General features: G+C 42.0%; 11 protein-coding genes. 4 read left to right on the forward strand and 7 right to left on the reverse strand.

The annotated features are described in order from the left end of the window. Window positions 1-4: 4 nt before the first annotated feature. The 4 genes from ACE01N_RS17890 (at window position 5) to ACE01N_RS17905 (ending at window position 8,753) form a co-directional block, all read left to right on the forward strand. On the forward strand, window positions 5-1,630 hold the full coding sequence (locus tag ACE01N_RS17890; protein ID WP_380591963.1) for a lipocalin-like domain-containing protein: 1,626 nt from the start codon (window positions 5-7) through the stop codon (window positions 1,628-1,630). A gap of 300 nt (window positions 1,631-1,930) precedes the next feature. After that, on the forward strand, window positions 1,931-3,697 hold the full coding sequence (locus tag ACE01N_RS17895; protein ID WP_380591965.1) for a T9SS type A sorting domain-containing protein: 1,767 nt from the start codon (window positions 1,931-1,933) through the stop codon (window positions 3,695-3,697). A gap of 264 nt (window positions 3,698-3,961) precedes the next feature. Further along, a complete protein-coding gene (locus tag ACE01N_RS17900) occupies window positions 3,962-6,643 on the forward strand; it encodes a helix-turn-helix and ligand-binding sensor domain-containing protein (protein ID WP_380591967.1) in 2,682 nt (893 codons plus the stop codon). 316 nt (window positions 6,644-6,959) lie between these two features. Beyond that, the gene (locus ACE01N_RS17905; RefSeq protein WP_380591969.1) at window positions 6,960-8,753 is read left to right on the forward strand and encodes a cellulase family glycosylhydrolase; all 1,794 of its coding nucleotides are present in this window, start codon (window positions 6,960-6,962) and stop codon (window positions 8,751-8,753) included. Window positions 8,754-8,785: 32 nt separating this feature from the next. On the opposite strand, the gene ACE01N_RS17910 is transcribed toward ACE01N_RS17905, so the two are convergent. The 7 genes from ACE01N_RS17910 to bglX all read right to left on the reverse strand — a co-directional run bounded on the left by ACE01N_RS17910 (window position 8,786) and on the right by bglX (window position 22,488). Further along, window positions 8,786-11,500: a carbohydrate-binding protein gene (locus tag ACE01N_RS17910; protein WP_380591971.1), complete on the reverse strand. Its 2,715-nt coding sequence runs from the start codon at window positions 11,498-11,500 to the stop codon at window positions 8,786-8,788. Between the two features lie 69 nt (window positions 11,501-11,569). Further along, complete coding sequence (locus ACE01N_RS17915; protein WP_380591973.1) at window positions 11,570-13,072, reverse strand: glycoside hydrolase family 30 protein; 1,503 nt, start codon at window positions 13,070-13,072, stop codon at window positions 11,570-11,572. Next, on the reverse strand, window positions 13,069-14,592 hold the full coding sequence (locus ACE01N_RS17920; RefSeq protein WP_380591975.1) for a CotH kinase family protein: 1,524 nt from the start codon (window positions 14,590-14,592) through the stop codon (window positions 13,069-13,071). The genes ACE01N_RS17915 and ACE01N_RS17920 overlap by 4 nt, the downstream gene beginning before the upstream one ends. Beyond that, window positions 14,593-16,143, reverse strand: a complete 1,551-nt coding sequence (locus ACE01N_RS17925) for a glycosyl hydrolase (RefSeq protein ID WP_380591977.1) — start codon at window positions 16,141-16,143, stop codon at window positions 14,593-14,595. It abuts the gene before it with no gap. Between the two features lie 29 nt (window positions 16,144-16,172). Continuing rightward, window positions 16,173-18,170: a family 16 glycosylhydrolase gene (locus tag ACE01N_RS17930; protein WP_380591979.1), complete on the reverse strand. Its 1,998-nt coding sequence runs from the start codon at window positions 18,168-18,170 to the stop codon at window positions 16,173-16,175. 4 nt (window positions 18,171-18,174) lie between these two features. Further along, window positions 18,175-20,166 carry a cellulase family glycosylhydrolase gene (locus ACE01N_RS17935; protein ID WP_380591981.1) on the reverse strand — a complete coding sequence of 664 codons (1,992 nt, stop codon included), beginning with the start codon at window positions 20,164-20,166 and terminating at the stop codon, window positions 18,175-18,177. Between the two features lie 36 nt (window positions 20,167-20,202). Beyond that, window positions 20,203-22,488, reverse strand: a complete 2,286-nt coding sequence (bglX, locus tag ACE01N_RS17940) for a beta-glucosidase BglX (RefSeq protein ID WP_380591983.1) — start codon at window positions 22,486-22,488, stop codon at window positions 20,203-20,205. Window positions 22,489-22,612: the final 124 nt, after the last annotated feature.

Below are 22,612 nucleotides of genomic sequence, written 5' to 3' on the forward strand. Positions count from 1 at the left end.
TATTATGAACATAAAGTTTTACTTCTTATTAAGTTTTCTTTTTCTGGTTTTACTTCCTGCTTCTTCACAGGACTGGAAGACGTACCCCTATGAACCTGAAGGCAGTTTAATTAAATTTCCAAAGGATGAGGGCAGACATACGGCAGAACCAGTGGAATGGTGGTATACAATTGGGCATTTAAAAGGATCGGAAAGCGAAACAAACTACAGTTATATGCTGACCTACTTTTACATGAATTACCCACCTTATCAGGGATTCAGAATATTCAATGTTACGAACGATGATACTGGAGAGTTTTACTCTGATGTTCAGCCTGTCACCTATCCTTTGCTTGCAACGGACAGCCTCAATCTTCTTATAAAAACAGGTTTATTACAAACCGGGACTGAAACGTGGAAAAACAAAACAGACGAAAGCGGAATGATTCCGTTTGAATACGTTTTAAACGCTACCGCTCCAAAGGGTGCATTAAATCTTGAATATATTGCGCAAAAACCACCACTTATTCTGGGTGATGATGGTTACTTCCCTCAGGGTCAGGAAACATATACCTATTACTATTCCCAGACCCTGAATAATGTTACCGGTTCATTTACATTTAACGGAACCACAGAGTCCGTCACAGGAACATCGTGGATTGACAGGCAATATGGTACTTTTAATCCAAGTACAGGCGAAAAATATGAATGGTTCTGCTTACAACTTTCCAACGGAATGGACATTAATGTATGGGATCTGTTTGCAACAGACAATTCAATTCCTGATGATCCAAAATATAAGAATATCTCTGTCTATGTAGATGAAACCAACAGTTATACAAACATTGATTTTCATATTGAACGTCTGGGGTTTTGGTGGAATTCAACAAAGGACGAATGTTATTCCAGAAAATGGAGACTGACCTCTGATCAGAATAATATTGACGTCATTATCACCGCACTGAATAATAATACTGAAGTTAAACTACCATTCCGGTTTTATGAAGGCTCTGTCAGTATTGAAGGAACTGTGAACGGAACAGCTGTAAGTGGGAAAGGATATGCAGAACTGCTTCACACCTATGTGAATCCTGATGTAAGCATTCTTCAACCGGAGAATAACGAGTGGAACAGAGCTATTCCACTATCATGGACTCTGAACAATCCTGATGATGGGAATCCCATAACCTATGATTTATATTACAGTACGGATAACCAGCAGTCATTCTCAAAAATAGACTCAGGATTAACTTCGAATGAATACGTTTGGAACGATGCGAACTTAAGTGTAGGGCAATCCGTCTGGTTTAAAGTCGATGGCTATTCGATTGATACAACACTTACAGGAATGGATACAACTAGCAACGAAATAACTGTAACAACTGCGACTAAACTTGATGAAGAATCGGACCAAAACGATGTAAGTGTATATCCTGTACCGGTTAATGATAAATTATTTGTAAGAATGAACCATTCCATCCATATTAAAAGCTATGCAATATATGATTTGGCAGGAAATAGATTAGTGGGAAATACAATAGCCGACGATGATCAGATTATTATTAATACTGAAAGACTAAATCCGGGTTTCTATTCGATACAGTTTACAAGCAATTCAGGCCATATCAATAAACAATTTATGAAATACTGATAATTAAAGCTCCTTCGGGAGCTTTTTTATTACCTGATTATTGAAACATAATACAAATAACATAATTTAATGCAATCGATTGCAAAATATTCCTAAAATTCTCATCTTTTCAAAATTCAATTCTTATATTTGTGTAGTACTTGGCAAATTTTATAAATATTCATCGAATATTTAACTCAAAAAATACTTTGGACAGGCTCTGTTATTATATCTAACTATCATATGTATGAATGCCATTTAGTTGTCTGATTATTTACAGTGTTTTGACCAGTTTATATAAACAACATTAATCAGCGTAATATGAAACGATTTTCTACTTTTCTTTTTTTATTTTTAGCCTTTGTCATATCAGAGGTACCAGCACAAACACCAGCTTTCCCCGGAGCTGAAGGAGGCGGAATGTATACCGAAGGCGGACGAGGTGGTGCAGTATATTTTGTTACCTCATTGGATGATACAAACACTGGTAATTTAAGTACTCACGAAGGTACATTAAGATGGTGTCTGGGACGATCCGGTGATAAAACAATCATATTTAAGGTTGGTGGAATTATTGAACTAACTTCAAACCTTAGCGTCCCTTCTAATACAACTATCGCAGGACAGACTGCTCCTGGCGATGGAATCTTGATAAAAAACAGTCCTATAAAAGTTACTTCCGCCTGTCTGAGTGCAGTGACTGAATTATCATGTCCTTCATTTACAATTGGAGGAAGCAATATTATCATTCGGTACATCAGAATCCGCCCGGGAGATGATATCGACAACTCTATAAACGCGCCACTTTCCAATATTAAGTTTGAAACGGACGCAATTTTCGGGAGAAGACAAAGTGATATAATCATAGATCATTGCTCTTTTGGATGGGGAATTGATGAAACAGCAAGTTTTTATGACAATAAGAATTTCACCATGCAATGGTGTCTGGTTGCAGAGAGTTTAAGGCAATCGTTCCATCCAAAAGGCAGACATGGATATGGTGGAATATGGGGAGGAAAGGGAGCAACATTCCATCATAATTTACTGGCCCATCACGACAGTCGTAATCCCAGAATGTGCGGCTCACGCTATTCGGACCTGCCTGATCAGGAATTGGTAGATTTCAGAAATAATGTGATTTATAACTGGGGAGGAAACAGTGGCTATGCCGGTGAAGGAGGAAGCTACAATTTCATAAATAACTATTATTCATATGGAGCTGCAACCTCAACCAAGGACAGGATATTTTCTCCAAACGCTGATGATGGCTCTAACAGTCAGCCTGCAGGAGTTTGGGGCACATTTTACGTAAACGGGAATTATACTTACGGATATCCAAATACAACAAGCAACAACTGGAACGGTATTGATCCCAACACAGGAAATGCACCACTTCCAGGAGGCACAATTGATGGCATTAAATCAACTTCAGAATTTGAGGTCCCTTATGTTACGACACACAGTGCTGAAACAGCCTATGATGTAGTACGGGAATACGTAGGTGCCAGTCATGTAAGAGATGCGATTGACTCCCGGGTTATAAACGAAGTAACAAACCGTTTGGCTCCAATGAGAGAATCAAGAAGTTCAAGTCCTAAACCAGGATTTGTTGATACACCTTCTGATGCAGGAGGATATCCGACATATTCATATGATCCGAATAGTGTCCCGGTTGATTCTGATCGTGACGGAATGCCGGATGACTGGGAAAATGATAATGGTTTGAATAAAGATGACCCAACCGACAGAAACACTGTAGGTACAGACGGATATACAATGCTTGAAAAGTACATCAATAGTTTGGTTGCAGATAATGGTCCTGTACCGGTACAAAAAGTCTATTCAGATCCGAAAGGATTCAGTTTGTACCCGAATCCGGCCAGTTCTGAAATTCATTTAACAATTCCGGATTATAAGTCATTCGTGTCTTACAGCATATCTGATATTTCCGGCAAAACAGTTCAAAAGGATCAACTCACCGGAGAATTAGCCAGCAAAGTCAGCATCAATGCACTGGATCGTGGCATATACTTTATCACGATTTCAAACGGAAAACAATATATTACCAAACGGTTTGTAAAACAATAAAACAGAAGGGCTGCGACTTTTCTGAATAGAACCCCAAAAGTTTTTATCTGGCTTTTGGGATTCTATTTTACAAGGAAACTATGTCATTACCCAACCTAGCTTTTTTAAAATCTAAATTCAGAATCAAAACATGTTATACAACGTTCATCCGGCATCATGATATGGCTTGGAGGACATTGATCTAAATACTATATTTGCTTTTAACAAAGAGCTCATTTCACTAACCACTGTACCTTTAACAATAACTATCTTACGTTAAAAGTAATGACCAGAATATGTTTTATCATACTGATTTCCGTTTTCTCCTTTTCCGGAGCATTTGGATATAATTACCTCTCGGTAGTTAAATCCTATGATAAAACAGATTATAATGCAGGTCGCCAGAACTGGGATATTGACATTGATTCATACGGCGTAGTTTATTTTGGAAATACAGAAGGCTTATTGCGGAATATTTACGGCATTTGGGAATTAACACAAACTACCAGCAAGGATGTTATCCGAAGCCTGAAAGTTCAGAACGATACAATTTGGTGTGGTGGCGATGTTGACATGGGATATTTTGTAAAAAGCACCCCCACTAACATGGAATATACTTTTATTGGCAATGCGGAAGGAGGAACAGTTTGGGATGTGGAATGCCTGAGGGAAAAAATCTATTTCCAGACCGAAGGATTAATCATCGTGTATAACAAAAAATCCAAACAACAATCCATTATAAGATCAGGTACAGGATTTTACAACATGACTATCTGGAATAATAAGCTATGGGCTATTTCCAGAGAAGGCAAGATTGGAACAATCGAAAATGACACTTTCAAAATACACTCTAATTTCAATCAGACTCAGGGTGTTGAAATAAGAAAATTATTTGTTCGGAATAATCAACTTTATTTCATCATGTTCAACGGTAAGATGTTTGCGTACGACGGGAAAGAGGTACGACAGATTAACATGCCGGACACCATTGAAGGAATATCCTTTTTTACAGCTTCATCTTATGACAATGAAATTTACAACATTGGCACTATTTCAAACGGATTACTACAGATTGATGAACAGGATAACTCTATTGTAACGGAAGTCAACTCTTCCAATAACCTTATAGACAATACCGTTCTGTCTGTTAAGAAAGCTCCCAACGGAAATATTTGGCTTGGGCTTGATTACGGCATAGCTTATGTGGAATTAAAAAACGCATTAAAACCGATTTTCAATAAAGGAGCAACCTATTATATCAAAGACTATAATAACACTACTTACCTTGCAACCAACAAGGGTTTGTTTTCATCTAAAGCTTATAATCCTTTTACTATTGTTCCGAACAGTGAAGGACAGGTTTGGCGCATACGGGAAATCGACCATCAGCTATACATTTGTCATACACTGGGATTAATGAAAATGATTAATAATAAGCTTGTTAAAATTTATAGCGGCGATGGAGTAATGGATATCGCGCGATTCGGTGGCACCTGTTTCTACATGCTTTCCACATACTCAGGATTGATACTGACTAAAATGACGGGTGATCAGATGCAACCCGTTACATTTGTCAATCATGCCGGTGGAACCAAACTGTTTTACGATGATGTCAATCAGTGCATCTGGTCTGATACGGAAGGAGAACCGGTCAGCCAACATAAACTGGCAGGAGATGGAATGGTAGAACAAAAAAGTTATGATACAATTGAAACATTTTTTGATTTCAATAACAAGATCATATTCTATAACGGCAACAAATTAATGGAATACAGCAATGGTTCCTTCACCGAAATCACGACTCCTCCATTCAATAATATTAACGGACCCGGAATTTCTGCCTTTTACGAAGAAGCAAACGGAAACTCACTGGCATATGTTCAAAATGGTCAACTGGACATGCTGGTCGATCTTCGCGACGGAACCTATTATTCCTATAAGAAGTTGTTGAGTTCAATTGAGAATGCGCTCATGAAACATAATATATTCATCGATATAAAAAACGGTGAACTGCGTATTGGAACAGACAGAGGTGTAACCACATTCAATATTGATAATACATCAAAGCGTGTAACAGGAACACCACCGGTAATTTCCAAAATTGATGTCGGCCAGGACGATAGTGATTTCAAGGAGTATACATACCCCTATATGACTAGACAGCTTCAGTTTTCTGCTGGCGACAAAAACATTATTTTTCACTTCGGAACACAAAAATCATCCAGCGATGTGATTGAATTCCGGTACATCCTTTGGCCGTATGATAATGATTGGTCGCAATGGAGTGCAACTGCCAGCAAAAAAGAATACACAAAGCTAAATGGCGGAACGTACAGGTTCACGGTTCAAAGCAGACTGAATGGTAAAATTACCAAAGAAAGCGAAGTATCATTCGTTATTGACTCCTATTGGTATCAGACTAAATGGGTCATTATACCCTACTCCATTATCTTCCTCCTGTGTATTCTGTTTACCGTTCATATAATGAACCGGTTAAATAAGAAACGAATCCTGACACAACAAAAACTTCATGAACAGGATGTTGTGAAAAGTAATATTGCGATAAAAAATGAACAGTTGCTGCAATATGCTGAAATTATAAGTCACAAAAATCAGTTTTTAATGGAGCTGAAAGAGGGCCTAGAGAAAATGCGTAACAGCGACTCGAAACGATGGGAAAACAAGATTCTTGAAGAAGTCAGCAGTGAAAAAAGAAACTTCTTTTTTCATAAACTTTTCTCAGAGCTGCACCAGGACTTCATCAATCGTCTGACGGAGAAACATACAAATCTTACACCTCACGACGTACGCATTCTTTCGTTCATACGTATCAATCTGGACACCCAGGAAATAGCCAATCTTATGAATATTTCACCTAAAAGTGTTGATGTAACCCGTTATCGTTTAAGGAAAAAGATGGGTCTGTCCCATGAAACTGACCTTAACTTATATATCAGGGAATTATAGTCCGTAAATCTAACGCTTTATATCCATCGTGCCGTAACAAGTCAATTCGTACAGAACATGCGTAAAATGTAAATTTTTCGTATCAGAATATTCGTAATTTCCATGATTATTTTAACTCATAAGGTTGACATTGTGATCATAAGGACCTGAATATCTTAAAAATAATAACATGTGTATAGCACATCCTGCTGAATTCTTTCGTCTGTAGAGAGCAAGTATACTTTGAATTCTGGGATTTTTCCTTTCCCTCAGGTATTTTTGAGTATTGTTTAATATGGATAATACTATATTCATCAATTTGATAAATCTCGGAAATATGGGTAAATATAAATACGTACTGCTTCCCTTTCTTTTTATGATATGCTTTCTGCAGGGATCAAATGCAAATAAAAATGTCAATGGCTTTTTGAAACGCGATGGTCAACGGATCGTAAATACTGAAAGTGAAAACTTCATCTTAAGAGGTGTTGGTCTCGGAGGCTGGATGCTGCAGGAAGGTTATATGTTTCAAACGCCGGTCGGGCCCCAACATAAGATCAGAGCCATGCTGGAGGATCTGACTGACAAGGCTACTACAGATGCGTTTTACGACGAGTGGCTTACAAACTTCTTTACCTGCGAGGATGTACAAAACATCAACGAATGGGGTTTTAATTCCATACGGGTTCCAATGCATTACAACCTGTTTACACTGCCAATAGAGCAGGAGCCTGTTAAAGGGGAGAATACATGGCTTAAAACAGGTTTCAATATGCTTGACAGCCTGCTAAGCTGGTGCGAAAAAAACGATATTTACCTGATACTGGACCTTCATGCTGCACCAGGTGGTCAGGGTAAGGATGCCAATATTAGCGACTACGATCCTGAGAAACCAGCCTTGTGGGAGAGCGAGGCCAATAAAGCTAAAACAGTAGCACTTTGGTATCAGTTGGCAAACAGGTTTAAAAACAGAGTAAATATTGGTGGTTATGACCTTATTAACGAACCCAACTGGGCATTTGAGAACGATGGCACGCATCCAAACGGTTGCGACTGCACAAAAAACAAACCGCTTCTGGATTTATATAAACGTATAACAGATACTATTCGCCTGGTTGACAGGAATCACATCATATTTATTGAAGGAAATTGCTGGGCTAACAACTACGGTGGTTTACATGATCTTGCATCCTACGATGACAACACGGTTTTCAGCTTCCATAAGTACTGGTCCAATAACGATGATAAAAGTATAGAAGGCGTTCTGGACCTTAGAACACAACTCAACGTACCACTGTGGCTTGGTGAAACCGGTGAAAACTCAAACACATGGTTTACTGATATGGTAGAGCAAATGGAGCGTTTGAATATTGGCTGGGCAACCTGGGCATATAAACAAATGGACATTGACGATCCTTATACAATTGTGTCAAAAAGCTGGGATGCCATCATAGACTACAACCCTAAAACCGGAGAAAACAAACCCGGCAAAGAGGAAACTATCATTGCCATGAACGATCTTCTGGAAAATATAAAAACGGAAAACTGCAAATTTAACAGCGACGTTATTTTTGCCTATCTGAATGCTCCTTTTCATCATGAGCGCAAACCATTCAAGGCACACAGTATTCCGGGAACAATATTTGCAGTGGATTACGACTTAGGAACCTTAAATGATGCCTGGAACGACAACGATTATCAGGATCTGCACGTAACCACCGGGAAATATACCGGATGGAATTCCGGCTATACCTACAGAAGCGACGGCGTAGATATCGGTATATGTAATGATCCTATCTCAAACGGTTACTATGTAGGTTGGACGCAGGATGGCGAATGGACAAAATACTCGCTTACAAATGTCACTCCCGGGAAATATAGCATCATTCTAAGGGTTTCAGGAGATACGGGTAAAATAAAAATTACACTTGGGGACCAGAACCTTGAAGTTGCTCCACCCAAAAATAAACATCAAAAACCTGGCGAAGAATGGTATAACCTATCCATTAACGATGTTTACGTTAAAAATGGTGTTAAAGACTTTAAACTGACGTTCACTAAAGGAGGCTTAAATGTGAATTATATTAAGTTTAAGCATCTGTCAGGCGAGCTAAGTCAAATGGAAGATTAACTTAAAACCGGCATCCGTTTAAACTGTATAAATCACTTTTGAACAGATAACTTCAACGTATTTTGTTTGTCGTCTCTGGTTATTCTGATCAGATAAATTCCTGCAACTAGGCTCTCTGTATTAATCTGGCATTCTAAATTTTTAGTTTCAGCTATAAGCAATCTTTTCCCGTTCAGGTGAAGAATTTCAATGGTTTTATTTTCAAAATCTGATCCTGAAAAAACAACCGATATGAGATCTTTTGCAGGATTAGGGAAAAGTTTTATACCTGTATTTAATTCCTTTTTATCAATCGCTGTACCTGTATAGTTTAACTGAAACCAGTTCAGATTAAACTCACTTTGTTTCACCAGGAACCGGAGATAGTAATATCCTTCTTCCAGGTAAACTTCAGAAGTTTGAATATCCCAGCTTTGCCAGCCACCTGTACTTTCGAACTGCATGGTATCCAGGGTAGTATAAATATTTAACGGACCAACCTGAAATTTTATCTCAGCATTGGATTTTTCTGTGGCAACACGATAAATCACACGATAATACCCTGTTCGTGTAACATGTACTTTATAAAGCAGGTAATCATCCGCATTGGCATACGACGTGTTTAATCCGTTTCCGGTATCGGTACAATCTTCCAGTTCAAATCCATGATTCACAAAAAAGTCTTCAGCCTGAATTTTTCCGGGGATACGTTTACTTTCTGCCATCTTTTTAAGAACCGGTTCATCTGAAAACTGTAACAGGTTAATATCGCCTGAATGCACCGATTCTCCGGTGTATGACAGCCGGATATTCTGATCGGAATAAAGCCCCTGAGCTACTGACAGGACCAGGATCATATCTGATGATCCGCTCAGGTTGACTTCATCCACAGATACAGCTTCATCATCAACCAGCAGCACAAAATCGGCCGGGTTAAATGAAACATCCGGAATATCCACGTTCTTATTCACACTCAACAGAATTCCAAACCCATCCTCAGTTGTCTCGGCAGAAATCAGCTTAAACACCACATCGGAAGCAGAACGCGGATTTATGAACTGAAAATAATTCAGGTTCGAACCGCCCCGTTCAAAAACAAGCTTTATTTTAATATCGCCTGCGGGTAAAATAATATCATTAAATGTAGTGGTCTGCCAGTTATCCCAACTTCCGGTAGCCGGAAGCACCAGACTTCCTGATACATTTACACCATTTACTTCAAAATGCACTGATGATCCTCCAGAACCGGATGCATGGCGGATCTGCAGATCATACATGGCAACAGAGTCGCTGTGCATGGAATACTGCATCCACTCACCGTCTTCGGTCCAGCCAACATTGTATCCGTTATTGGGTTCACTATCCGAACAGGCCTCTATATCCACGCCATCATTCCGCATGGACCAGCCATCGTTCCAGGATGAAAAATCCATACTGTAGTTGACCACAACGGCATCTGAATACGCAATTGTATTTTTACCATAATCATATTCCGTAAAGAATACGGGTTCTGTGAGTTTGTGATCAGTGTAAGGCAGCACCTCGTTGGTATGTGGCTGACGGATCATGGCATCAATCACATCATACTGAATAACACAATTCTCAATTTTGTGATTTTCAGCCCAATCCAGAACTGCATCAAAGGCTTCCTGCTCAGTCAGTGCCGGCCCCTCTCCTTTCCAGTAGCGGATCAAACTTTCATAGGCACTGCTGGTTTTTACATTCAGAATGCTGTTAATATCATCCTTTTTGACCGGCCACCACGACCAACCTATATTTTTACTTTCGCATAACTGAATCAATTCTGTAAACCATGTATTTGAATTCTCGCCTGACTCTCCAAGCCAAAGTGGAACATTGTACTGGTTACGCAACTGTATGATCCAGTCCAGATCGTTCGGCCCTGTCGTGCTCCAGTATTTATGGAAACTGTACACCATGTTATCATCCCATGGTGGTTTTAAACCTGAATGGTCATTGGCAAAACTGTTGCCCTCAATAAACAGAATATGGTTTTGATCGACCTTTCTGATGCTATCGGTAATTTCCCCGAACAGTTGCCGCAGCTGTGAGTTATTACCTTCGGGAAAGGTCCAGTTTGTTTCATTTATCAGATCATAGCCCCCAATCCATGGCTCATCGGCATAGCGTTCTGCCAGTTTCTGCCACAGCGCCACGGTTTTCTTCTTGTTATCATTGCTTTCCCAAAGTGACGGTTTGGATGGATCATAATCAGAGATAGCCGCATCTTTGCCCTGACCGCCCGGAGCTCCATGTAAATCGAGAATCAGGTACATCTCATTATCGCCACACCAGTCAAGGAGGGAATCTATCATCGTGAATCCTTTATCAAGCCATGTATTTTCACCCTGAACAGGTTCATCTTCAATGGGAAGGGTAAACCATTTATAATGCATGGCAACCCTGACGCTGTTATATCCCCATATTTTCATGGAATCCACATCGCGACGGGTGAAGTGATTTGACAGCCACACATTGTAGAAGCTGTCTGTTTTTGCCACACCTATGGTTTCAATCAACTTATTTCTGAACTGTGTATGTGTATTTGCAACGCCAACTGTTTTCATCATATAGCCTTCCATGATCATCCAGTTCCCGGTGCCGATGCCCCGAAGAATGACGTTCTCACCGTTTCCATCCACAATCTGCTTGCCGTCTGCATGTAAAAACCCTTCAGCACGAACTTCGGGGCTTAAACATGCGGCTAAAATCAAACTTAAAAAATATATACCCTTTATTATCTTCATTTTGTATCGATTCTTCCTTCTGGTTTAGTACTTAACCTATCACTTTAAACTGTTTACAACATAATCTTTTTAATAGACTACGGTCTGAATAGCTCTGGCCGGAATCTTAACGTTCACAGACTGCATATTCACATACAACAAGTAATCTATGTCCTTATCTGTATCATTCATTACAACGGTCACCATTTTACCATCCGGGTTCCGGAACGATGTACTTTGCAGGAAACTGATACTGGTTGCCGTGCTCACACGTTTGGCCCCTGGTTCAATAAATTTCGAAAAGTGTCCGATGTAATAATAAGCCGGGGTAAAGATCAGCTCCCCGGTCCGCGTATCGGCATGAACCGGAGCAAAACAGAAATTACCGACATGATTGGGTCCGCCATTCTCATCCAGTAAGATATTCCAGTCGGTCCAGCCTACCGTGCCACTGTTAAAATCATGGATCATCGACTCCCCATAACGTTCAGCATTGGGCCAGTACTGGTATTTCTCCGGATCAAACTTCTCGTTACAACCCTCTGTAAACATAAGGTTTTTATCAGGATATGCCTCCCATACTTTTTCAAGATTATCATATTTGGGATCTCCGCCCGACCAGTTTTCGTACCAGTGGAAACCAATACCCCAGACATACTTAGCGGCTTCAGGATCATTTAAAATGGTGTTGGAACGGTTAAAAACAAGATCCCTGTTATGATCCCAAACGATGATCTTCTTGTCCTTTAACCCCTTATTTTCAAACGTTGGCCCGAGGTAGTTTTTCAGGAAATCACGCTCCTCTTCAGCTGTATAAATACAGGATTCCCAGCGTTGAACCGCCATTGGTTCATTCTGAATGGTTACCCCCCAAACGGGAATACCTTCTTTTTCGTAAGCCTCTATAAACCTTACAAAATAGTTGGCCCATGGCTGGTAATACTCAGGCAACAGTTTACCTCCATGCAGCATTTCTCCATTGCTTTTCATAAACGGTGGAGGACTCCAGGGACTGGCATAGGTTGTCAGTTTTCCTCCGGCCGTCTCAAGGGCACGATGAATCATCGGAATCCTGTATTTCATGTCGTGAGCAATGGAGAAAGTCTTTAGTTCCGGATCTTCGTCAGACACATAAGTAAAGCTTTCTGATCCGAAATCAGCACTATGGATAGAGACCCGGAGCAGGTGATATTTTATACCCGTTTCAGCGTAATAGGCGTCCAGCAATTCCTGCTGTTTTTCCTCAGGCAGTTTTGCAAATACTTCGGCTGAGGCATCCGTAATGGCTCCTCCAACTCCCATAAAAGTCTGAAATGTTTTATGCGGATTCACAAATACAGATTTTTCCGTTTCAAGGGCCTGCTTTCCTTTTTCAAATTTATACTCTCCCGTTTTTTGTAACCTTGAACCGGTATGCATTGCCGTGGTGTACACCGTTACTGTTTTCCCTTTAGCCGAAAATAAGTCATCTGTGCGCTTAGCCGTTTCATCCGTTACATGCTTTGTGCCACAAGATGAGAGGATGACTCCCAAAACGGCTGCTCCTATATAGCCTTTCATGTTATGTGTTTTTATTTTGTTTTCTTTTTTCATTTTAAAGTGATTTTAACCCGCGTCATATCATTTCCGGAGGTTATAACCAATATGTAGATTCCTTTAGGATACTGCACCGGATCAACAATTTCATCAACGGAATGCCCCTGATGTATGCTCCGGTAAATGGACTTACCGGTCATATCATACAGTGTAATTCTGCTATTCTTATTTTCAGAACTATACCGCACATGTACCGGACCGGAAGAAGGATTCGGATAAACCTGCAGATTGTTGATTCCGCCTCTTAGTACCTGAGGTTTATGCCCGGTATGTACGTCATATTCGCTGAGTTCAGCAGTAACACTACTGATGCGATCGTTGATAAATGATTTCATATCATCCATGTCATTATGAAAGGTGCTGCTTTCATACCGACTTACATTATTGCGGATACCCAGCCATAATGAATCCAGTGTTGCATTGAGAAAATCCTTCCCCAGATAGCTGTTCAGCGCGCTTTTATATGTTGCGATGTATTGATTCCGAATAAGGGAATCTTTCATCATGTTCCAGACCAGTGGTCGTTCCACCGGTTCCCCCTCCACCTTATTGTAGGGTTCGTAGCCATCAAAATAATGAAATACACTTCCGTTTGTTCCAATGCTGTTAAAGTGGCCTGAACGCTGAAAGGTGGCATCCATATCCCAGGGTATAAAGTGCCACATTTTATCATTTGGGGTCTGGTATAAAAAGTAGTTTTTGGGCCTGAAAGGGTAACCGTCCCAGTGGGCCATGAAATTAGCCACAACCAGGTATTTCAGGAATGCATCCACATCAAAATTCCGGCGAATCATTTCAGCAAACTGATCTTCAGGTGTGTAGTTGATTAAATACGTAAAATCACGGATAGAACTGTAATCAAATTCCTCTTCGTCATTATTGTTGGTTTGCTTGCGGTAATGCAGAAAGTAATCACTGTCAGCATTCCCCAGGAAAGTCAGGTCTGCAAAATACTTGGTTTCATCCGGCATATCGTATGCTGCTTTGTACAGGTCTCCGTTGTTATCGCCAAACGTATCGGTTAACCAGCGTTTATTATCCGGATCCTCATACTGAAGGTATACGCCCTGCCGTTTACCGTTAACGGAAAGAATGACATGCTGAGCGGTAACACAGGGAACCCCGGCTGCATCCATGAGCAGATATGCCAATCGCTGACGCAGGTTTAGCTCGTAGTTAAAATTCCATTCCCTCCGGTTGTTGTAACGATTCAGTTTTGACGTTTTGATTTTCCAGTTTCTGAAGTCGCCCTGCTGCATCAATGTATACAAATAATAAGCACCACGGTAATGTATTTCAACATTATCAATCCTCAGATCATCAGCGGTAAAGTTTCCGTGCACGTCTTCGTTGGTATATGGATGTGATTCCAGTTCATCAATACTATCCTGCTCAATTTCAATATTTACCTGTACAAAATCCTGACTGCTTATACCCTGCCCCATAAAAAAGCAAAGCATGACAGTAACCCCAAAGGGGAACCACGTAAAACGTGTATGTTTTTGTTCAGGCTTCATTTATTGCTTCACAATTTTCTTTAAAATCCGGTGGTTATCAGCATTGACCTCCACAACATAAATACCAGGCACCAGGGTACCCAAATCAATTTGTGTGGCATTCTCCTTTTTCAGCACAGGAATACCGTCAATATTATAAATCTGTACTCTGTTTGCGGAAGCAGATGTGCCGGAAATAGTCAGTACATCATTACCTGATGCATTTAAAATAACGGCAGCGCCCGGCTTCTCATCCAGTTTTTGTACGGTCTGATTCCTGATTTCAAACCAATTCAGATTAAAGCCGCTGCCCAGGGCAACCAGCTTAAAGGTATGTATGCCCTTCAACAGATCGATCGTTTTTGTCTCGGTTGACCAGTTATCCCAGCCATCATTATCCGGAATCTGATGTGTTAAGACAGCTGATCCATCCACATAAACTTTTAGTGCTGTTCTTCGTATTGACGAAACCCGGATATCAAAATTATATGTCCCGTCTGCCGGAACATCTATTCTGTACACCAGATTATCATCTGTTTGTACATCTGTCATGTCCATCACACCATCCTGGTCTGAGGTGCTTTCAATCTTCATTCCCAATGCACGATTATAATCTTCCGCTTCAATCCGTGCAGGAACCTGCACCACTTTTGCGGTATCATGTACCGGCATCGCTTTATAGGTCTGACCCAAATCGGTAAGTTGTCCGTTAGCGCCCAACAAATCGATGTATGGAAAACTCTGAATCCCTCCTGATGTCCGTCCGATAAACCAGGCATACCGGAACACATCCGGACTGTTTTCCAGAAACTCCACAGCCTCCATCATAAATCTGATCTGATCTTCCGGGGAGTTTATGGCATCGTTATATTCCCAGCCTGCGAACTCTGTCAGCCAAATGGGTTTGTTGTATTTTTCAAATAATGAGATATACCATTCCAAAGCACTGGCATGGTTCATATAGCAATGCACCGCAATATGATCAACCTGACAATCGGGGCAGGCCGCAAAAAAATCATCCAGGAACTGAACAGGATCCGTATATGTAGTGCCATTTTCAGATACGCAGCTGTTACAGAAATTAACTGCCGGACCAACAATCTCAAGGTTGTAATCAGCAGCAATGGCTTCCAGCCGTGGCCAGATAGCTGCAACCTGGGATGGTTTCATATTAGCCTGATCCAGAAAGTTGGGCTCATTGAAAGCCAGAAGATATTTGGTTTCCGGATGCTTATCCAGGAATGTCCGCAATTTGCTTTCATTAAATGATCCGTTCCATGTCATTGGAACAAAGCCAAAGCCATAATCGCCGTATACCTCAGCGACAGTGCTCTCCGGTGTTTCTGACCAGTTATACCACCAGGAGACAGCCGGCGCAAGGGTCTCCATATCCTCCGGGGAATGATGGCCATAAGCAATACCCCGTTTTTGTGCATCCGCATCAGGCATTGATATCAGAAGCAGGATAAAGCAAAAAACGCCTGTAACCCGTACGCCATACTTTCTTAATTCATGCATGATACGAATGATATGCACTAAAGGTATTACGGGGTATGGAACTGTCTTTTTCATGTTTTATTTCTGCAACGGATCTTGCGGATTTATAAATTCTGTGATCTGACTTTGATGAATCTTTTTGATGTCCTTTCATATGCATTCCAGAGGGTCAAAATATAGACACCCGCCTCCAGGCTTCCGGTAGAAAGTACCTCGTCAGGTAAAACACGCCCGGACTGTATAATTTTCCCGCTCACACTGGCAATCTGGTACAGGTACTCCGTATCCATGTTGCTAATGTGTAGCCTGTTGGTCACTATCGTGGGAAAAACTGCTAAGTCTGCTACTGATGTGTTTTTATCCAAAAGTGTTGTTGAACGTGTAAAATTCATGTTTGCCATGTTAAAATCTCCATTTATAATTTCCAGTCTCAACATGGTATCTGTTTCAAATAACTGAATATCCCTGATATACATGGAGCGAAACTGCGTCCACGAGCTGGCAGTAGAAGCCACTTTTTCCCCGGTCAGATCGCGCCCGTTCATTAACAGCCGGAAACTGCCTCCACGGGTAAGACCTGCCGTTCTGCACATGATATCGTACAGTCCATCTGCCTCAACCTTCACGCTGTATTCGAGCCATTCTCCCGGAAAAGTCCAGCCGATATTACCGGTACCATCTCCATCTTCTGTATCCACATCTTCATCCTGTCGAAGTCCCGGGCCGTTATTCCCTTCATCGGTATCGTGATATGCAATTCCTTCTCCTCCCTGATCAAAATATACCGACCGTATGTCTCCCGGTATTGTTAGCGGCTGATCCAGATACGGCAGCTGTGCAATTGCATCCACTTCCATTTCAGCACTATCTGTTCCACAGGAATTGCCAATCATTACTTTTAGGGTTCCATCAGTTCCACCCCAGTTCACGACGATCGTACTGGAGTCCTTTTTTTCTGATGTCACGCCCTCTGGCAAAATCCAGGTATAATCTGTATGCGCTGCATGAGGCACCTGGTACACGATGTTTTTCTGATAAGCGCTGACCGAATTTTCCCCAATCATGATGACCTCAGCGAGCTTCACCGGGTAAGCCAGGTTTTTAGTTGAACAGGGTGTGGTCAGCACACACTTTACAGTATCCGCACTACAGCCCCAGTTAACTGTAACCGAAGATGTTCCCTGTCCGGAAATGATTTCAGCACCATCAGGCACCAACCATTCATACTGATATTCCGGATTATTAATCAGGCTGAACTCAGCTCCTTCCTGACGAGGTATCACTTCTGCCGGTCCTTCTATTGCAGGGTCGGATCCAGCCTGATAAACCCTGACATAATCCACCCACATCTGTTGAGGAAAGGTTGTTGATCCATCCGGATTCCCCGGCCAGTTTCCACCGACAGCGAGATTAAGAAGGATAAAAAAGTCATTGTGAAACTCTGACATATGATCAGGCGTAATGCTCACCACTGCATACTGCACATCATCCAAAAACCACTTAATATAGGTTTCGGTCCACTCTATGGAAAATACGTGAAATGCATCGTTAAAAATACCAGTGGGCAACTGTTTTGAACCGCCATACTGCGCATGATTACCACTGGCATCAGACCAGTGTACTGTACCGTAAATTTTATCATCGCGGCCTTCTCCGCCACCTATCATCTCCATGATATCAATCTCTCCGCACGATGGCCAGCCTGTGCCTGTGAAGATATTGTTGCCCATCATCCAGAAAGCCGGCCAGATGCCCTGACCATAAGGCAGTTTTATTCTGGCTTCCATCCTGCCATATTTAAATGACGCTTTATTGTATGAAATCAGACGTGCTGAAGTATATGCTTTCCCAAGGTAGTTTTCCTTGCGTGCCTCAATAATCAGCATGCTGTCAACAACCCTGGAATTATTCAGGTTATCCGTGTAATACTGCAATTCATTGTTTCCTCCGCCGTCGCCGTTTACCTCATGCGTCCATTTGGCAGGATCCGGTGCGCCTGAATAGTTAAACTCATCAGCCCAGACCAGTTCATAACATTGTGCCACAACGCTGGAGAAACCTGCTAAAATTGCAAAACAAAGTATGAGAATTCGTTTATTCATAGTGTTATTTTTTCACCTCCAGAATTCCGGAGAGCATTCTGTCATTTTGACCAATTTGTACAATGTAGATTCCGGCACTCAGTGGCGGTGTTATTTTCAATTTTTCTGACACAGGGACAGGAAGGAATTCGCGATAGACTTTCCTTCCGTCTGCTCCGATAATTTCAATTCTGTTAAACCTGAATCCGGGACTTGTAACAGAAATGCTTCCTGATGTCGGATTAGGATAGAGTTGAAAATGGTTTCCCTTATTATTATTCAGTGCCAGGGCATTGGCATCGCGGAACTCAAATTTATCGATATTAAAAGCACCTTCTATAATTTCAATCCGCATCACCTGTTGTCCTTCCGGCAGCCTCAGTTTATCCTGCGTAACTTCCGTATTTTGATGCCAATCACCCGTTGCAGGAACTGTCCATATCCTGGCCTTACCTCGTTCAAACACCATCCTGAATGTTCCACCATCTTCAGCTGATGCCACATGCGCCGTAATGACATAATCCGTGGTTTTATCAATATTTACCGTATATTCGAGCCACTCATCCGGTTCAACATAAGAAACCTGGAAACCTCCATCGGTACATGCTTCTATATCTACGCCCGTATTTGATCTGAAAGCACCTCCCTGGTTCTCAGGATCCGAATCATGATAAGCATCATCTTCATTCCCCTTGTCGAACTCCTCTGCCTCAATTGTTCCGGGTATTGATAAAGGAGCAGCGTTAAACGGCGCCCTTATAACAGGAGCCACTGCTTTAACAATCTGGGGATAGCCCCATGAAACAACCGTATCGCTTTGATGGGTCATGATACGGAAAAAGTAATCCCGCCCGTCTGTAAACGTTGAGTCTGTAAACCGGTTCACGCCCGGTACAACACTACCTATGGTTATATAATTCCCTCCGGCCAGTTTTCGCTGAATCGTCAGGCTGTCATACGTTTCAGCTTGATTTACCCATGATAATAGCACGGAAGAATCCGGCTGCATTTCAGCTGTAAAATCCGTCACACTTTGCGGTGAATAGTGCAGGATTATGTCATTCCACTCTTTCCACTTCCGTGTTTGCCTCATGTAAACCTGGAACCAGCCATTATCATCCCACACAGTAAATGCAACCTTGCTTTTTATAGCATTTTCAACGAAACAGGCATAATGGCGAAACCTAGAGTTCAGGTCGCTCTCGCCTCCGTCATCGTTAACGTAAGTTGAACCGAATTCACCAAGTAAAACCGGTATACCGGTCTGATCCGACCAGGTATGTACTTTAGTGAATAACGAAGCAATCGCATTCTTGTCCGCCGCAGTCCCCCAGATTCCCTTACCCTGTCCACCGAATTCCCATGGATCATAGGAATGCCAGGTACCAAACAAATACGGATCATCCGGAAAAATGACATCGGGATTGACCATATCGTTGGCTGACGACCAGTTATTACCGGCGAGTACAACAATGCGTGTCGGATTGGTTTTTCGCACAATAGCAAGAACGCGATGATTATACTCATTCACATTGTCAACGGTCCAGCCATTGGGCTCATTCATCAACTCAAAGAACAGTTTATCCGGTTTATCCTTAAATCTCACCGCTACCTGGCTCCATATACTGTCCCAACGTTCCTTTTGTCCTTCATAGTCTTCTTTTACCGGTTCGGAGTGGTGAGCATTGATGATCACAAAAAAGCCCTGATTCAGTGCCCAGTCCACGATGGTCTCCACACGGTTCATCCATGATTCGGAAATTTTATATGGTGCCGATTCTTCGGTATGTGTATACCACCTAACCGGAATTCTTACAGTGCTGTAACCAGCGGCCTTATAATCCTCAAAAAAGTATTCCTGAGCTGCGGGTGCCCAAGAACCTTCCTCCGGTGCTTCCAGTGTATTGCCCATGTTTATTCCCCGTCCCATTTGTTCCAGTGCCTGCTGCGGTGTTATCTGAGCAAACATCCCAAGTGAGAACATGAAAGTCAGGATTGTTCCTGTATATTTCTTCATCAGCATCTGCATTCTCTGTTCTGGAAGAATCGTTTTTTACATTAGTTCAAACTCACCGGTCAGTCCCTTATCAGAACTGGTCCCCACCATCACATCAAACATTCCGGGTTCCACCACAAATCTGCCGTCATTATCATAGAATCCAAGTTCTTTATCTGTCAGGATAAACGATACGGTTTTTGACTCACCGGCTTTCAGCTTATATTTTTCAAATCCCTTCAGTTCTTTAACCGGTCTGGCTACACTTGCAAACCGGTCGCGGATATACAATTGCGTCACCTCTTCACCATCTGTATCTGACGTATTCTTTACGGTTACAGAAACTTTCACGGCTTTTGGATCAGATGCATCCACTTTAAGCCCGGAATAGTCAAAATCGGAATAGCTTAACCCATAACCGAACGGATATAAAGGTGTATTTGCCACATCCATGTAATGGGACCAGAACACATCCGTGTTTGGCCCCGGACGACCGGTATTCATGTGATTGTAATAAATCGGGCACTGACCCACTCTGCGAGGAAATGACATGGGCAGTTTTCCTGACGGATTATTTGCTCCGTACAAGGTTTGTGCAATGGCATTACCCGACTGACTTCCCAGGTGCCATGTCTCCAGGATGGCCGGAATGTGTTCATCAGCCCAGGTAAGAGTTAACGGACGTCCGTTCATCAGTACCAGCACAATATTTTTATTTACGGCATATACGTTTTCGAGCAGTTCCTGCTGTAATCCGGGCAAGCCGAGTTCAGTCCTGCTTCGTCCTTCACCGGTTTGCAGACCATGTTCTCCAAGCACCATTACAACTGTTCCGGCAGACTTAGCCAATGCAACAGCTTTACTGAAACCACTCCTGTCTGTAGTATTAAAGACCAGTTCCGAATTAAATGCGACCGGTCCTGTAACCAGTTTAGCACCTTCGGCATATGCATACTTTGCACCAAACAGATCCAGTCCTTCCAGTACAGAAACTGCCGTGCTGTCATCAGAACCGATCCTCCAGCTTCCAAGCGGACTGGTTTTATCCTCCGCCAGCGCACCTATGACAACTACCTTTTTATTCCTGTCCAGAGGCAGGATATGTCCTTCATTCTTCAGCAGAACGATGGATTTTTTGGCTATATCCAGTGCATCCTTTTGATGATCCGGATGATAGAGCAAATCTTTTTCGCGTTCTTCGCTGCAGTATTTATACGGATCATCAAATAAACCAAGCTCATACTTTACCGTTAAAATGCGGCGTACCGCATCATCCACCACCGCTTCCTTTACCTTTCCGCTTTCAACCAGCTTTACAAGGTATTTTACGTAGGAATAGGATTCCATATCCATATCTGAGCCAGCATTGGCGGCCATTTCAGCTACCTGTTCCAGATCGCTGGCATATCCGTGAGGAATCATTTGCTGACCACTGCCCCAATCCGAGATTACAAAACCCTTAAATCCCCAGGCTCCCTTTAAAATATCCCTCTGTAAAAATGCATTACCGGTTGCCGGAATACCGTTCAGGGTATTAAACGAATTCATCACCGTTTTCACATCTGCATCAACCACTGCTTTAAAAGGTGGCAGAATAATATTGTAGAGCGTGGATGTTCCCACATCAACGGTATTGTAGTCTCTTCCTGACTCTGAAAAGCCATAGCCGGCAAAATGCTTGGCACAGGCGGCCATGGTATTGCTGGCAGCAAGATCATCACCCTGAAAGCCTTTTACCCTGGCAGCACCAATGAGTGAGCCCAGATAAGGATCTTCTCCTGCACCTTCCATAACACGTCCCCAGCGGGCATCTCTGCTGATATCGACCATAGGAGCAAAGGTCCAGTTTTGACCAACAGCTGTTGCTTCAATCGCAGCATTGCGGGCAGATTTTTCTATGGCTGCCAGATCCCAGCTTGCGGCTTCAGCCAATGGTATAGGAGTTAATGTTTTATGCCCATGGATGACATCCAGACCAAAGATGAGCGGTATACCCAAACGCGATTCCTCCACTACTATTCGCTGCAGTTCTCTTGTTGCTTCGGCGCCTCTCACATTAAGCACGGAACCCACCCAACCTTTTTTAAGATGGTCCAGCTTGTTTTTGGCATCTCCTTCAGACGGAGCAGGTCCGGTTGCATCATAAAATCCGTTATACTGGTTCATCTGTCCGACCTTTTCTTCCAAAGTCATCTTTGCCAGAAGCGCTTCTACTTTTTCGTTTATCTCCGGGTCAGTTGAATATCCCACTTTTTTATCTGCACATCCTGCTAAGATTGCAATTACAGAAACCAGAAGGAACGTGAGAATGGATGTTGTTTTCATAAGAGATTTAATTTCCATGTATGATTAGTTAATTTTCAGTTGTTATACGAAATTAAAGTGATTGAAAAGGGGTCGCAAGTTTTTGTATCGTACTTAAACACTACACGATTAATAGCTGACGTTATTAATACCATACCCAAAG

This window comes from Quyinboa ferrireducens, assembly GCF_042436675.1.
Lineage (GTDB): Bacteria > Bacteroidota > Bacteroidia > Bacteroidales > UBA5342 > JBHJHP01.

What these genes read in the sequence shown, in the direction of transcription:
- ACE01N_RS17890 (WP_380591963.1), top strand. Translation starts at nt 5, where the DNA reads ATGAACATAAAGTTTTACTTCTTATTAAGTTTTCTTTTTCTGGTTTTA.
- ACE01N_RS17895 (WP_380591965.1), top strand. Translation starts at nt 1,931, where the DNA reads ATGAAACGATTTTCTACTTTTCTTTTTTTATTTTTAGCCTTTGTCATA.
- ACE01N_RS17900 (WP_380591967.1), top strand. Translation starts at nt 3,962, where the DNA reads ATGACCAGAATATGTTTTATCATACTGATTTCCGTTTTCTCCTTTTCC.
- ACE01N_RS17905 (WP_380591969.1), top strand. Translation starts at nt 6,960, where the DNA reads ATGGGTAAATATAAATACGTACTGCTTCCCTTTCTTTTTATGATATGC.
- ACE01N_RS17910 (WP_380591971.1), bottom strand. Translation starts at nt 11,500, where the DNA reads ATGAAGATAATAAAGGGTATATATTTTTTAAGTTTGATTTTAGCCGCA.
- ACE01N_RS17915 (WP_380591973.1), bottom strand. Translation starts at nt 13,072, where the DNA reads ATGAAAAAAGAAAACAAAATAAAAACACATAACATGAAAGGCTATATA.
- ACE01N_RS17920 (WP_380591975.1), bottom strand. Translation starts at nt 14,592, where the DNA reads ATGAAGCCTGAACAAAAACATACACGTTTTACGTGGTTCCCCTTTGGG.
- ACE01N_RS17925 (WP_380591977.1), bottom strand. Translation starts at nt 16,143, where the DNA reads ATGAAAAAGACAGTTCCATACCCCGTAATACCTTTAGTGCATATCATT.
- ACE01N_RS17930 (WP_380591979.1), bottom strand. Translation starts at nt 18,170, where the DNA reads ATGAATAAACGAATTCTCATACTTTGTTTTGCAATTTTAGCAGGTTTC.
- ACE01N_RS17935 (WP_380591981.1), bottom strand. Translation starts at nt 20,166, where the DNA reads ATGAAGAAATATACAGGAACAATCCTGACTTTCATGTTCTCACTTGGG.
- bglX (WP_380591983.1), bottom strand. Translation starts at nt 22,488, where the DNA reads ATGGAAATTAAATCTCTTATGAAAACAACATCCATTCTCACGTTCCTT.